This is a genomic window from Serratia grimesii (genome assembly GCF_900186025.1).
GTDB lineage: Bacteria > Pseudomonadota > Gammaproteobacteria > Enterobacterales > Enterobacteriaceae > Serratia > Serratia grimesii.
On the sequence record NZ_LT883155.1, the window covers coordinates 2,398,227 to 2,411,331 of the forward strand.

The 13,105-nt window shown below is 52.0% G+C and carries 11 protein-coding genes; 5 read left to right on the top strand and 6 right to left on the bottom strand.

Annotated elements, in window-relative coordinates; genetic code table 11:
- Positions 1–164 precede the first annotated feature (164 nt).
- The gene (locus SGBXF1_RS11395; protein ID WP_061806121.1) at positions 165–1,196 is read left to right on the top strand and encodes a Mal regulon transcriptional regulator MalI; all 1,032 of its coding nucleotides are present in this window, start codon (positions 165–167) and stop codon (positions 1,194–1,196) included.
- A 2-nt stretch (positions 1,197–1,198) separates the two neighbouring features.
- Here the strand turns inward: SGBXF1_RS11395 and SGBXF1_RS11400 are convergent, their stop codons facing one another.
- Positions 1,199–2,086: a LysR family transcriptional regulator gene (locus tag SGBXF1_RS11400; RefSeq protein WP_200875962.1), complete on the bottom strand. Its 888-nt coding sequence runs from the start codon at positions 2,084–2,086 to the stop codon at positions 1,199–1,201.
- Positions 2,087–2,278: 192 nt separating this feature from the next.
- Here SGBXF1_RS11400 and ampC point away from each other — a divergent pair, with 192 nt between their 5' ends.
- On the top strand, positions 2,279–3,415 hold the full coding sequence (gene ampC, locus SGBXF1_RS11405; protein WP_037414833.1) for a class C beta-lactamase: 1,137 nt from the start codon (positions 2,279–2,281) through the stop codon (positions 3,413–3,415).
- Positions 3,416–3,451: 36 nt separating this feature from the next.
- Here ampC and SGBXF1_RS11410 read toward each other — a convergent pair whose 3' ends face one another.
- The 3 genes from SGBXF1_RS11410 to SGBXF1_RS11420 form a co-directional block, all read right to left on the bottom strand.
- Positions 3,452–4,606, bottom strand: coding sequence for an MFS transporter (locus SGBXF1_RS11410; RefSeq protein ID WP_130380518.1), 1,155 nt, complete (start codon positions 4,604–4,606; stop codon positions 3,452–3,454).
- A gap of 77 nt (positions 4,607–4,683) precedes the next feature.
- The gene (locus tag SGBXF1_RS11415; RefSeq protein WP_037414838.1) at positions 4,684–5,286 is read right to left on the bottom strand and encodes a TetR/AcrR family transcriptional regulator; all 603 of its coding nucleotides are present in this window, start codon (positions 5,284–5,286) and stop codon (positions 4,684–4,686) included.
- Positions 5,287–5,433: 147 nt separating this feature from the next.
- On the bottom strand, positions 5,434–6,348 hold the full coding sequence (locus SGBXF1_RS11420) for a LysR family transcriptional regulator (RefSeq protein ID WP_186428390.1): 915 nt from the start codon (positions 6,346–6,348) through the stop codon (positions 5,434–5,436).
- Positions 6,349–6,450: 102 nt separating this feature from the next.
- Between SGBXF1_RS11420 and SGBXF1_RS11425 the strand changes: the two genes are divergently transcribed.
- On the top strand, positions 6,451–7,602 hold the full coding sequence (locus SGBXF1_RS11425) for a serine hydrolase domain-containing protein (protein ID WP_186428391.1): 1,152 nt from the start codon (positions 6,451–6,453) through the stop codon (positions 7,600–7,602).
- Between the two features lie 50 nt (positions 7,603–7,652).
- On the opposite strand, the gene SGBXF1_RS11430 is transcribed toward SGBXF1_RS11425, so the two are convergent.
- Together SGBXF1_RS11430 and manA are read right to left on the bottom strand one after the other, a co-directional pair.
- A complete protein-coding gene (locus SGBXF1_RS11430) occupies positions 7,653–9,176 on the bottom strand; it encodes a YdgA family protein (RefSeq protein WP_186428392.1) in 1,524 nt (507 codons plus the stop codon).
- Positions 9,177–9,317: 141 nt separating this feature from the next.
- A complete protein-coding gene (gene manA, locus SGBXF1_RS11435; protein ID WP_037414847.1) occupies positions 9,318–10,496 on the bottom strand; it encodes a mannose-6-phosphate isomerase in 1,179 nt (392 codons plus the stop codon).
- 556 nt (positions 10,497–11,052) lie between these two features.
- On the opposite strand from manA, the gene SGBXF1_RS11440 reads away from it, so the two are divergent.
- Complete coding sequence (locus tag SGBXF1_RS11440) at positions 11,053–11,406, top strand: hypothetical protein (RefSeq protein ID WP_186428393.1); 354 nt, start codon at positions 11,053–11,055, stop codon at positions 11,404–11,406.
- Positions 11,407–11,666: 260 nt separating this feature from the next.
- Positions 11,667–13,064 carry a class II fumarate hydratase gene (gene fumC, locus SGBXF1_RS11445; protein ID WP_037414854.1) on the top strand — a complete coding sequence of 466 codons (1,398 nt, stop codon included), beginning with the start codon at positions 11,667–11,669 and terminating at the stop codon, positions 13,062–13,064.
- Positions 13,065–13,105 lie beyond the last annotated feature (41 nt).

A 13,105-nucleotide genomic window follows, 5' to 3' on the forward strand; every position in this document is an offset into this window, starting at 1 on the left:
GTACGCTTTGCGGTGACAATGGTGATGTCAGTAAAACGTTTTACTGGCCAAACAGATTCGGTATACCATTTGTTTCAAGAGACATATTCCGTTGTCTTTCACGGCCTTGCTAAGCCGTGTAAGACGATGGGGACAAAATGCCCAGGATCGGGCTCGCAGAGGTTATGACCATCAAAAAAATCACCATCACCGATGTCGCCCAGCAAGCCGGTGTCTCTGTTACCACGGTTTCGCTGGTGCTCAGTGGCAAAGGGCGTATCTCATCTACCACCGTGGCACGGGTGAATCAGGCGATTGAACGCTTGGGCTATGTGCGTAACCGCCAGGCTGCGACACTGCGCGGCGGAGAGTCGGGCGTGATTGGACTGATTCTGCGTGATATATGCGAGCCCTTTTACGCAGAAATGACGGCGGGCTTGAGCGAGGTACTTGAGGCGCATGGCAAAGTGCTGTTTCTTACTCAAAGTGGCCGTGACGGTAAGGGGTTGATGCGGTGTTTTGATACTCTGCTAGAGCACGGGGTGGACGGCATTGTGCTGGCGGGGGGCGTCCGTCTGGCCGAAGGGCTGAAGGAAAAAGCGGCAGAACAGGGGGTGCCTTTGGTCTGTGCAGCACGCTCCAATGGGCTCGAAGGGGTTGACGTAGTGCGGCCCGACAACATGCAAGCGGCCAAAATGGCGACTGAATTCTTGATCAAACGTGGGCACAGCCAAATCGCTTATCTGGGCGGTGAAAGCAGTTCTCTGACCCGTGCCGAACGACTCGGAGGGTTTTGTTCCACGCTGGTACAGTATGGCCTGCCTTTCCGCTCCGATTGGATTATTGAGTGTGACTGCCATCAGCGTGCGGCGGCTGAAGCGGCTGAACGTTTGCTGCGGCAACACCCGAATATTAGCGCTCTGGTTTGCCATAAGGCATCGGTCGCGTTGGGCGCCTACTTTGGTATCGTGCGCAGTGGGCGCAGTATTGGTTCGGAAGGGGTAGACACCTACTACGGTCAGCAGGTGGCGTTGATTGGTTTTGGCGACGTGCCCGAAGCCGAACTGACCGAGCCGCCGTTGACATTGGTTTCCAGTTCGGCACGGGAAGTTGGCCGCAGTGCCGCTTCACGCCTGCTACAGCGGATTACGGATGCCGAACTGCCGCCGCAAAACGTCATCCTGCCACCGATGCTGATCAAACGCGGCTCGGCCTGATCTCAATCCTGCTCATCGTTGGCCTGTTGCAGCAGCCAACTGACAAACATTTTCATCGCTGGCGTCATATCGCGTGATTTCAGGTGGGTGAGCCAATACCCACCCAGATTCGCTTCGGCGGCGAAGGGGCGTTGCAAGACGCCTTCCCGGAGTTCTCGGGTAAACATACGTGCCGGGGCTAACGCTACACCGCTGCTGTGAATTGCGCCTTCCACCATCAGCCGAGACGAATCGAACACCGGGCCGTTAATACGCCACGGTGTGATCCCTGCTGCGGTGAACCAGCATTCCCATTCGTCTTTGCGGTAACTACGCATCAGCCGCTCATTTTGCAGGTCTTGCGGTGTGTGCAGGCGTTCAGCGACATCGGGTGGGCATAACACCGTCAGTGGTGCATCAAACAGTTTAACGTTATGGGTTGCCGGCCATCGGCCCTCACCAAAGCGGATAGCAAAATCCATCCCGTCAGCCGACAGATTGACCAGGTTGTTATTGGTCAGCACCCGCAAATCGATAAACGGGTGTGCTTCTCTGAAGGCTGCCAGGCGGGGCATTAGCCAACCGACGGCAAAGGTACCGACCACGGCGACTGTCAGCACCTCATGGAAATGCCCACCTTCAAACTGTTGCAACACTGATTCAATGCGGTCAAAAGCATCCGTCAATATTGGCAGCAGTGCCTGTCCTTCCTCGGTCAGATCCAGCCCACGCGGCAGGCGGCGGAACAGCTGAATACCCAACTGTTGTTCGAGTGTGCGTACCTGCTGACTGACAGCGGCTTGGGTCACACTCAGTTCCAACCCAGCGCGCGTAAAGTTCAGATGACGAGCGGAAGATTCAAACGCTCGCAGGGCATTCAGGGGAAGTCGGTTGCGCATAATGTTAGCCATAAGTTTTTCTTTATGCTGGCTGAAATTATTATCGCTTGTCAACTCAAGGCAAAACCACGATATTTTGCGCAGCTTTTGCGGTAATCACGCAGTCAGAAAAGGAATCACATCACCATCCAAGGATATTCGCGTGTTGAATGACAACAAAATCTTTTGTCATCGGCCGATACCCTGCAACCCATGAGCTTTTACATGATGAAAATAAATCGCCTGGCAGCTGCGCTGCTCGCCACATTGATCCTGCCTGCTGGCCATGCTGCCGATAAAGCAGACATTGACGCCATCGTTCAACCATTGATGCAGAAGTACGGTGTGCCGGGCATGGCAATCGCCGTGTCGGTGGGGGGAAAACAGCAGTTCTATCACTACGGCGTTGCGTCCAAACAGACGGGTAAACCGATCACCAACCAAACGCTGTTTGAGATTGGGTCATTGAGCAAGACTTTCACTGCCACACTGGCCGCGTATGCGCAAAATGAGGGCAAACTGTCGTTCTCTGAGCCAGCCAGTCGTTATCTACCTGAACTGCGCGGTAGCGCATTTGACCATGTCAGCTTGCTGAACCTGGCGACGCACACTTCCGGATTGCCATTGTTTGTGCCCGATGAGGTAACCAACAACACACAACTGATGGCTTATTATAAAAACTGGCAACCGCAGCACCCGGCAGGTAGCACGCGCGTATATTCGAACCTGGGTATTGGCATGCTGGGGATGATCACGGCGAAAAGCCTCAACCAGCCGTTTGCTCAAGCGATGGAAAAGACTTTGCTGCCGGCATTGGGCATGACGCATACCTATATCCATGTACCTACCGCTCAAATGGCCAATTATGCACAGGGCTACGACAAGCAAGATAAACCGGTGCGTGTCAATCCAGGTCCGTTGGACGCCGAATCCTACGGTATCAAGTCCAACGCCCGCGATCTGATCCGTTACCTGGACGCCAACCTGCAACAGATTAAAGTGACAGAAAAATGGCGTAGCGCACTTGCAGCGACTCATGTCGGTTACTACAAGGCAGGGGTTTTCACCCAAGATTTGATGTGGGAAAATTATGCTTACCCGGTCGATTTAGCTCGCCTGACCGAAGGCAACAACGCGGGGATGATCATGAACGGCACCCCAGCAACGGCTATCACGCCACCACAACAGGAACAGGCCGCCAGTTGGTATAACAAAACCGGCTCGACAGGCGGCTTCTCAACCTACGCTGTATTCATCCCATCGCAAAAAATCGCTGTGGTGATGCTGGCTAACAAATGGTTCCCGAATGATGATCGGGTTGCGGCGACCTACCGCATTGTTCAGCTACTAGATAAGCCGTGATCACCACAGGGGCGCCGTGGCGCCCCTGTTCTTATATTAACTCCAGCCTTTTTTACCGCGACGCAAATAAGGTAAAACGGAGGCTAATGCCAATATGGCTAATACCATCCCAATCCACAATGCTGAACGCAAATCATAACCTGATGCGATCGCCATACCGCCTAAATAGGAGCCACCACCTAAACCAATATTAATGACCGAGGTATGCACGGCATTAACCATTGGTCCCGGATGAGCTACGCTGACAATTCTCGCCATCATGGCAGGATTCATTGGTACGCCGGATAACCCAATCAGAATTACTGCGATAATAGCGATTGCTTGATATTCCGCGAATAACGCCATGCCCAATAAAGACAGACTCAGAATCGTTAATCCTACGACCATAATCGCCAGGCTGTGACGATATGCCAGTCGGCCCGTTATCATATTGCCCACGATATTGGCTAATCCATAAAGCATTAAAATAAAGGGCACGGCTTGCATACTAAAATTGCTTACATCGACCAATACAGGGACAAAGTAACTGAATGCCGCAAAGCTAGCACCCAGAATTAAACAGCTTGTTGTGCAGGCTTTCCAATAGGCTTTATTTTTAAATGCGTTGAGTTCCTCTGCCATTTTTAGCGTTCCACCTGCGGCCAAAGAAGGTAACAGGCGAGCCAGGGCGAGCAGGCAGATGAAAACCAGAACGGCAACCAGACCAAAGCTTATACGCCAGCCCCAGTGTTGATCAATGATGGTTGCAAGCGGGACGCCGAAAACGTTGGATACCATAAAACCAGCGATGACAACCGAAGCGGCGCGAGGGCGATGTTCGATAGGCACTAACGCCATGCTTGTTGCAAGCGAGAGACTCAAACATCCAGCACACAAAACGCCCGTCACAATTCGGATCGCAACTAAAAGGGAGTAATCCGAGATAAAGGCGCTCGAACCTTGCACGACGACATACAGAGATAATAGCCACAATAATGTGGTTCGATAGGGGGCTTTAAACTTGAGGAAAAAATAGGTTAATACAGGACCACCCAACATGACACCAAAGGCATAATAAGAGATCAAATGACCGACTTCACCTACTGTGATCCCAAAGGCTTCGGATAAGGTAGACATCATGCCTGCCACCATTAATTCGGCCGTGCCAAGTGAAAAAATAGACAGCCCCAAAACATACACTGCTAACGGCATAGTGTTAATATTCTCCTGGTATTTGAATGATCGTTACAAAAATAATTAATAAAATGGGTGGTTTTTTTATTTTTGTTTTATAAGTTGATTAACAGGCCAGCGACGACATCTTCGAGGGTATTTCTATCCGAAATGTTTTTATTCAACACACGTAAACCGTAATAACCGGCCATAAAGCCTCTGGCCATTTCAATTGCCGATGCGCGGGTACCGAGCTCTCCGTTCTGTTGGCCTTCGATAAACACGGCGACCAGTGTTTGTTCCAGGCGTTGCCGATATTCTTGATTCAGACTGGCGACCGCTTCATCTTTACTGCCTCGTTCCAGCGCGGAGAACAAGACCATGGCATCATGTTGTTCGGGCTGTGAGAGATCTTCGGCAATACCCCATAGCAGAAGAGTGCGTAATCGTTCTTTTACTAACCCCGGTTGTGTGAGAATCGCTAGTTGTGCTGACATAGTGTGCTCATGACTGCGCAACAACGCCTGCTCATACAGAGCTTGTTTGCTACCAAAGGCATTATATAAGCTTCCTCTCCCCAATCCGGTCCCATTGCATAAATCTTGCGCAGAAGTGCCAGCATAGCCATTGGCGCTAAAGACGGCCACGGCGGCATCAATGACATCCTCATCTTCGAACTGTCTTGGACGGCCTGGATAGATAGGTTTTTCAGCACTCATGGAGGATCGGGGGGCTTGAAATGAGTTGAGGCCGTATAGTATTGATTGTGGAACGATCAGTCAAATAATTTTCCATCTTATTCATCATGTTCCATGAAGGTTGTTTTTATTGTTATTTATCAATGTGTTGATTGTTTTTCATTATCTTTAGGCCTTGAGGTTGTGCTGCTGAGCCCGCTTCTCACGCATAAAATCAATAAACACCCGTAGCTTGAGCGGCATGTGTCGATTGGCGGGAAAGTAGATGAAAAAGCCGGGGAAGTCACTGCTGTAATCCGCCAGAATTTCCACCAACTGCCCATTGTTGAGCTCGTGCTGTACGGTACTGGCAAAGCGTTGGGTGATGCCCAGGCCTGCGAGCACGGCGTCTTTAATCAGCCTGTCTTCGTTAAATATCAGGCTGCCACTGGCTTCCAGTGTGAGTTGCCCGCCGTCCTGCCTGAAATACCAGGGCTCAAATTTTCCGCTGCCGGGGAAACGGTAGCGCAGGCAGTTATGCTCGCTCAGGGCCTGCGGTGTCTGAGGAGTGCCGTGCTGTGCCAGATAGCCCGGTGTGGCGATGATCACACGCCGTTGGTTATTGTCGATAGGCACCGCAACCATGTCTTTTTGCACCATGGCACGCATACGGATACCGGCATCGAAATTGTCTAGTACCAAGTCAGAAAAGTGGTCGTCAGTAAACAGCTCGAGCTGTACCTCAGGGTAACGCGTCAGAAACTCCGCCAGATAGGGCATAACTAATAACGAAGCGGCTAACTGCGGCAAAGTAATGCGCAACAAACCGGAAGGGCGGCCGTGCAGGCTGCGGACGTCATCAGCAGCCACGTCTATTTGTCCCATAGCCGGGGCCACTCGCTGGTAAAAAAGGCGTCCTTCATCGCTCAGCCGAACCGACCGGCTGGTACGATTAAATAATCGGACACCTAAACGTGTTTCCAGAGCCTGAATGTTTTGCGATACAGCAGGTGGGGTTACCCCAAGGTGATTGGCCGCCTGGGTAAAGCTGCCTAACCGGGCCACGGCTTCAAAAAATGGCAGTAACTGCAACAGTGAGCTCATCTATTGGTAATCCCTGCTTAATGATTCGTTAAGTAACCCGGTATTTAATTTTATAATAATCACTTTAGACTGATTTTATTACCCCTCAGAGAGCAATAAAACATGTCGACAGTGAATCCGTCATTAGCAGAAAGAGTTCAGGCGGTCAGCCTGCGGGCGATTGAAGAAGAGCGTATCGTCGGCAGTGTGGTGTTGGTGGCGCAACATGGCACAGTCATTTACGCTGAAGCCAACGGGTACGCTGACCGTGAACAACAGCGACCTATGCGGCGTAAGACGCAATTCCTGCTGTCGTCTGTGTCCAAGCCCTACATCACCTTGGCGGCGATGCGCATGATCGAACAGCAAAAACTGAGTTTGGATGATGCGGTCAGTCGCTGGTTACCTTGGTTCACGCCAAAATTGCCCGACGGCCGTTGCCCAGAGATTAAAATCCGCCATTTACTGAGCCACACATCCGGGTTGAGTTACCGCTTTAATCAGCCAACAGATGGGGCATATCAGCGCTTGGGCATTCAAGACGGTATGGCGCTGTCGTCATTGACGCTGGAGCAGAACTTGCGCTTGTTGGCGCAGGCGGACTTGTTGGCCGAACCTGGTCGCGAGTTTAATTACTCACTGTCTATCGACGTATTGGGGGCAGTGCTGGAGCAGGTGGTAGGTAAGCCATTGCCACAGTTATTCAATGACTGGGTCGCACACCCGTTGGGATTGGAGAATACCGGTTTTTACACCACCGATGCCGACAATCTGGCAACGGCTTATTACGATACGGCTGCCCGTCCAGAGCCGATTCGTGATGATATGCGCTTGGCATTGCCGGAAGGTTTTGGCTTCGATATTGAATTATCGCCCTCACGAGCGCGTGATCCTCAGGCCTATGCCTCCGGTGGAGCCGGTATGGTCGGTGATGCTGACGACGTGTTGCGGCTGGTGGAAACATTGCGCAACGGCCGCGAAGGTATTTTACAACCGGCCACAGCAGAACTGATGCGCCAACCTCATGTTGGGGCAGAGGCCGAAATTCAGGGCCCGGGTTGGGGTTTTGGTTTCGGTGGCGCGGTGTTAGTGGACGCGCAGTTGGCGGCGACACCACAGCATAATGGTACTTTGCAATGGGGCGGCGTGTATGGTCACAGTTGGTTTTATGATCCGCAGACGGCATTCAGTGTGGTGGCGTTGACCAACACGGCATTTGAGGGAATGAGTGGGCTCTATCCGCAGCAGATCCGCGATGCGGTGTACGGGATTTAGCGATAAAAAAAGGGCCCGCCAAGCGGGCCCCAACTTATGCGAACAGAGAGTTATTGGGCTGGAGCAGGCACTGCGTCCTGCGCCGGGGCACCGTCATCAGCTGGAGCACCCAGCAGACCGAACGTGCCGATGAACTCCTGCAGTGACATCTTGTTGCCGTTTAGATCAACCTGGTTGTCGGCGTAATGGAAGCTGCTGCCGATCACGCCGTCTTTCAATGTGGTCAGTTTGAACATCTGTCCCATTGCTGCCAGTCCTTGCACCTGTTGCTGCGCCAGTTTCTGTGCTTCTTCGGCACTGTAGCCCTGCAGTAACGCAGTTTGTGAGGTGGTTTCAGTTGCCATCGCGACAGGAATGCTCAGGTTCGCATCCAGTTTTTTCACTGAACGCGCAATCAGTTGGTCTGGCGACTCTGCCGGAGAGCCTGCTTGTGCAGGGTCGGTCAGGTCCAGGTTCAGGGTAAAGGTACTTTCACCCTTGCTGTTTTTCCAGCTCAACGGTGCGACGCTAATGGTCGGGTTGCCTTTCAACAACAGCGGCAGGTTTTGCAGCAGGATATCGGTGGTTTGTTGCTGATAGGCGACCGGATCCATCGTTTGTGCCTGTTGCAGCATTACCATCGCTTGTTGGTTGTAACGGTCGGCGAACTCTTTCAGTGATTTTGCATCCAGTTTGTCGATTTTCAACGTCAACTTACCGGAGCCGAAGTCACTGTTTTGGATCTTCAACGCGTCCATGGTGTAATCGATCTGGCCGTTCAGATTACTGTCTTTTTCACCGAATTGGCTTGCTAATTTAAAGCCGTCCAGCGTCAGGGTTTCTTTACCGTCAACGGCAACCTTGACCTGTTTCACGGCCATATTCTGGTTACCCAGGCTGAGATCGAACTGACCCGCGTGGGTATTGCTCTTCAGCGTAGCGCCCTGCAACTGGACTTGTTCGATTTGACCAAACTGGTTCGGGCCACTGATCACGGCGCTGTCGCTGCTGGCGTCCAGAGTGATGGCTTTCATATCGCGTGATACATCGGCATTGATGGTCGCACCGCTGAACTTCAGTGCTGACTTGTCTTTTTGGTATTCCAGCGGGATCACGTCAATAGCAGACGAGGTATCGCCTGAGTAAGAAATGCGTGATTCAGCGGTGAACAACGATTTGCCCTTGGTGATCTCAAACAGGCCTTTGGTTGCTGGGGTGTTTTCCAGTTCGGTATGTACCGATGCCATGCTTGGCAGCAGGTTGAATTTCTTTAATTGGGCCAACGGGAAGGGACCATGGTCAATGGTTTCCATGAACGCGACTTCGTCACCGGCTTTCAGGGGAGCATCGTCAGTCGTAACGCTGCCGTCAGCGCGCAAGACATAGCGAATTTTGCTGCTGAAGATACCACGTTGGTAATTTTCATAACCCAGTTTGACACCGGCTTTTGGCAGATAGGCTTTGAGTTGGCTGTTGGCGTTATCAACCACTTCACCCATCCGTTGTTCGATCAGTTTGCCGGTGTACCAGGAAGCCCCGGTCCATGCTGCGCCAAGAACCACAATGACGCTAACAGCGACTAACGATTTTTTCATAGTTCTGTTCATCCTTATTAAGCCATCTGTCTTAAGCAGATGGATGGGCAAGTTTGGGCCAATAAAAAAACGCCCGCAGGCGTTTAATTGTGAAGGTAAGCCACTCTTTCAGCAACCAATTTGCGGAAATTTACCGAGCGTTTACGACAACAGGTTATAAACACGGGCGATTCGGCCCGAACCACTGACGCTAACCGGCGATTCAAACGCGCCGATAAAGCAGGATTCACCCGGTTTCAGTACCAATTGCTGGTCTTGTTTAGTTAGCACGGCTTCGCCGTCAACGCAGAACAAGATGGCTGCGCTATTTTGTTTCAACGCCTGTGGATTGGCGGAAAGATCGTGCAATGAGAACGCGAAATCGTCAACCGGGATAGGGAAGAATAGCTCATCGCCGCGTTTTTGTGGCTCAGTCAGCAGGCCGGCAGCGGGTTGCGGGCGGAACTGTAGATTAGCCAGTAATTCTGGGATATCAATGAACTTTGGTGTCAGACCGGCACGCAGTACGTTGTCCGAGTTGGCCATTACTTCCAGTGCAACGCCTTTCAGATAAGCGTGTGGGGTTTCGGCATACAGGAACATGGCTTCACCTGGCTTGAGCTGAACCACGTTCAGCAGCAATGGTGAGAACAAGCCGCTGTCTTCCGGGTAGAAACCTGCGATAAAGCGCACGGTATCCCAAGGTTCACCCTGTTGGTTGTTCAACGCGGCTTTCAGTACGCCAAGCGCCAGCGCTTTTTGCTCGCCGCTCATCGCCAACAGGCTGGCAAACAGCGCTGACAAGTGGGTGACGTCAGGTTGTTGCAGGAACGCCGCAATATCGTGATGTGCACCGGCAAGTGGCTGCAACAGGGAAACAATATCGGACAATTCACGGAAGCCGTTCATCGCCAGGAATGGTGTCAGGGCAAACACCAGTTCAGGCTTGTGATTGGGATCTTTATAATTGCGCTCGGCCGCATCCAAAGGAATGCCCGCTGCGTTTTCTTTAGCAAAACCCATTTCAGCTGCGGACTTGCTTGGATGCACTTGAATCGACAGCGGCTGATCGGCGCACAGCACTTTAAACAGGAACGGCAACTCGCCAAAACGGCGGGCGACGTCGGTGCCCAACTGCTTGGACTGATCTTCATCAATGACATCGCGCAGTGAGCGCAAATTGCCGTCGGTACCCGCTACGCGTGAGCTGCTCTTCGGATGAGCGCCCATCCACAGCTCGGCCATCGGTAACCCTTGTGGGTTGGCGATACCATACAGCTGCGTTAATGCGTCGTGACTGCCCCACGCATAGTTTTGCACTGCGTTGATCATTTTTTGCATCTTGATAAACATCCTTTACGTTCGCCGCCGGGTGACGGTAAGTAGCTGACTGATTTATCCCCTTTGGTTTTCACGCTGCCATTTGAAAGCCAGAAGGGATAAAAGGCTAAAACAAACAAATTAGGTGAGCCCCATCCTACACCCGAACGACAGCGCGAAAGTGGTGTGTGATCAAACATGTGGCTCATCTGTGCCGCTGCCCCGCGGCGGGCAAAGTATAACGTGAGAGCACCAACAGTCACAATTCCCATATCCCTTGGCAAAGACTGCGGTGGCACAACAGAGCGCGGGGGAGGCGGAAAAAAAAGTGTGTTGCTACGGCACAGTTTAAATCTGATATGCATACCAAAATAAATATTATGGGCGCAGTGTTTTCCTCCAATATATTTCAATCTGTGTTTTTTGACGTGAATTATTACCGGGTGAATATATCTTTCATCTTAATTATTTCGATTCCATCTGCAATCACACAAATGGCTTAAATTGCCTAACAGCGTCGCTATACAGTGCACACCAATAAACCGACTCTTTGATAATTACTTACGCTGAGGCGCTAATGAAAAAACTTTTACTGGCTCTGGTTCTGTGCACATCGGGTGCTAATGCGGCTGTTGTTGTTACCCATGCTTATGGTTATGGCGTTGCCAGGCCCGTGGTGGTCGCGCCCAGACCGGTGATCGTGGCACCACGTCCGGTGGTCGTTGTACCGCGGCCGGTGGTTGTGACACCAGCACCTGTGGTGGTGACTGCCGCGCCGGTGGCAACAACCACGGTCGCTCATCCAGTCGCTGCGGTGGCCGGTGCTGTCGGTGTGGGAGTTTATCGTCATAATGAGCGTCAGGATGCCTACGATGAAATCAACCATCTGCAAGACCAAAGAATTAACGCCTATAATCAACACCACCATTAATACTGTAATAAGAGCTAAATATTAAGAGCGCCAGATGGCACTTTTTTATTATTCAGTGGTGTCAGGTCCAAAAAAGAGGCGGGAATAGGCTGTCAGAAAATAATGCCCGCACACTGTCTATGACAATGGGGGAAAAATGCTGTGAGGCAACTCTCTTAATGCGAATAGTTATTATGTCACTATACTGGATGGGTGTGCCGGCGGGCTTGAGCACGTTGGCGTAATCGTACATTTTTAGGAATTGTACTAAGGAGATCGTGATGGCAGCCGTTCGTATTGAAAAAGACTCTATGGGACCTATCGAAGTGCCGGCAGATCGGCTATGGGGCGCGCAAACGCAGCGTTCTCTGGAGCACTTTCGCATTTCTTCTGAAAAGATGCCGACCGCTTTGATTCACGCGCTGGCATTGACCAAGCGCGCCGCGGCCAGCGTGAATATGGACCTGGGACTGCTGCCGGCCGAGCGGGCCAATGCGATCATCCGCGCCGCCGATGAAGTGCTGGCTGACCAGCATACCGATGAATTCCCGTTGTCAATCTGGCAGACCGGCTCTGGCACCCAGACCAACATGAACATGAATGAGGTGTTAGCTAATCGAGCCAGCGAGCTGTTGGGGGGCGTACGTGGCGAAGAGCGGCGGGTGCACCCGAATGACGACGTCAACAAGAGCCAAAGTTCCAACGACGTGTTTCCGACCGCGATGCATGTCGCCGCTGTGATTGCTGTGCGTGAGCATCTGATCCCCGAATTGAAAGTGCTGCATAAAACCTTAAGCGATAAAGCGGATGCTTTCCGCGATATCGTTAAAATAGGCCGCACCCATCTACAGGACGCCACGCCGCTGACCCTTGGTCAGGAAATTTCCGGGTGGGCAGCGATGTTGACGCATAATTTGCACCATATTGAAGCCAGCATTCCACATATCTGCGAACTGGCGTTGGGCGGCACCGCCGTGGGCACCGGGCTGAATACGCATCCGGAATATGCCGTTCGGGTTGCCAAGGCGCTGGCCGATCTGACGCAACAGCCGTTTGTCACGGCACCCAACAAATTTGAAGCACTGGCAACCTGTGATGCGTTGGTACACGGTCACGGTGCACTCAAAGGGTTGGCAGCTTCGCTGATGAAAATTGCTAACGATGTGCGTTGGCTGTCATCCGGCCCACGTTGTGGCATTGGTGAAATCTCCATCCCTGAAAACGAACCGGGCAGCTCTATCATGCCGGGTAAGGTGAACCCGACTCAGTGCGAAGCGATGACCATGTTGTGCGCTCAGGTTCTGGGCAACGACGTCGCGGTGAATATTGGTGGTGCCTCTGGCAACTTTGAGTTGAACGTGTTCCGCCCGATGGTGATCCACAACTATTTGCAGTCCATTCGCCTGTTAGCCGACGGCATGCAAGGCTTTAACGAGCATTGTGCGGTGGGTATTGAACCTAACCGTGATCGCATCAGCCAGTTGCTGAATGAATCGTTGATGTTGGTGACAGCGCTGAATACGCATATTGGCTATGACAAAGCCGCAGAAATCGCTAAAAAAGCGCACAAAGAAGGACTGACCCTGAAGGCATCGGCGCTGAAACTGGGTTACCTGACAGAAGAACAGTTTGATCTGTGGGTACGCCCAGAAGAGATGGTTGGAAGTATGAAGAAGTAATTGATTGTCTCAATGGCGCAGGGCTTACTTAAGGTAAGCCC

Bases quoted from the DNA above. Each gene is read 5' to 3' on its own strand.
- SGBXF1_RS11395 (WP_061806121.1), top strand. From the start codon at position 165: ATGACCATCAAAAAAATCACCATCACCGATGTCGCCCAGCAAGCCGGT.
- SGBXF1_RS11400 (WP_200875962.1), bottom strand. From the start codon at position 2,086: ATGGCTAACATTATGCGCAACCGACTTCCCCTGAATGCCCTGCGAGCG.
- ampC (WP_037414833.1), top strand. From the start codon at position 2,279: ATGATGAAAATAAATCGCCTGGCAGCTGCGCTGCTCGCCACATTGATC.
- SGBXF1_RS11410 (WP_130380518.1), bottom strand. From the start codon at position 4,606: ATGCCGTTAGCAGTGTATGTTTTGGGGCTGTCTATTTTTTCACTTGGC.
- SGBXF1_RS11415 (WP_037414838.1), bottom strand. From the start codon at position 5,286: ATGAGTGCTGAAAAACCTATCTATCCAGGCCGTCCAAGACAGTTCGAA.
- SGBXF1_RS11420 (WP_186428390.1), bottom strand. From the start codon at position 6,348: ATGAGCTCACTGTTGCAGTTACTGCCATTTTTTGAAGCCGTGGCCCGG.
- SGBXF1_RS11425 (WP_186428391.1), top strand. From the start codon at position 6,451: ATGTCGACAGTGAATCCGTCATTAGCAGAAAGAGTTCAGGCGGTCAGC.
- SGBXF1_RS11430 (WP_186428392.1), bottom strand. From the start codon at position 9,176: ATGAAAAAATCGTTAGTCGCTGTTAGCGTCATTGTGGTTCTTGGCGCA.
- manA (WP_037414847.1), bottom strand. From the start codon at position 10,496: ATGCAAAAAATGATCAACGCAGTGCAAAACTATGCGTGGGGCAGTCAC.
- SGBXF1_RS11440 (WP_186428393.1), top strand. From the start codon at position 11,053: ATGAAAAAACTTTTACTGGCTCTGGTTCTGTGCACATCGGGTGCTAAT.
- fumC (WP_037414854.1), top strand. From the start codon at position 11,667: ATGGCAGCCGTTCGTATTGAAAAAGACTCTATGGGACCTATCGAAGTG.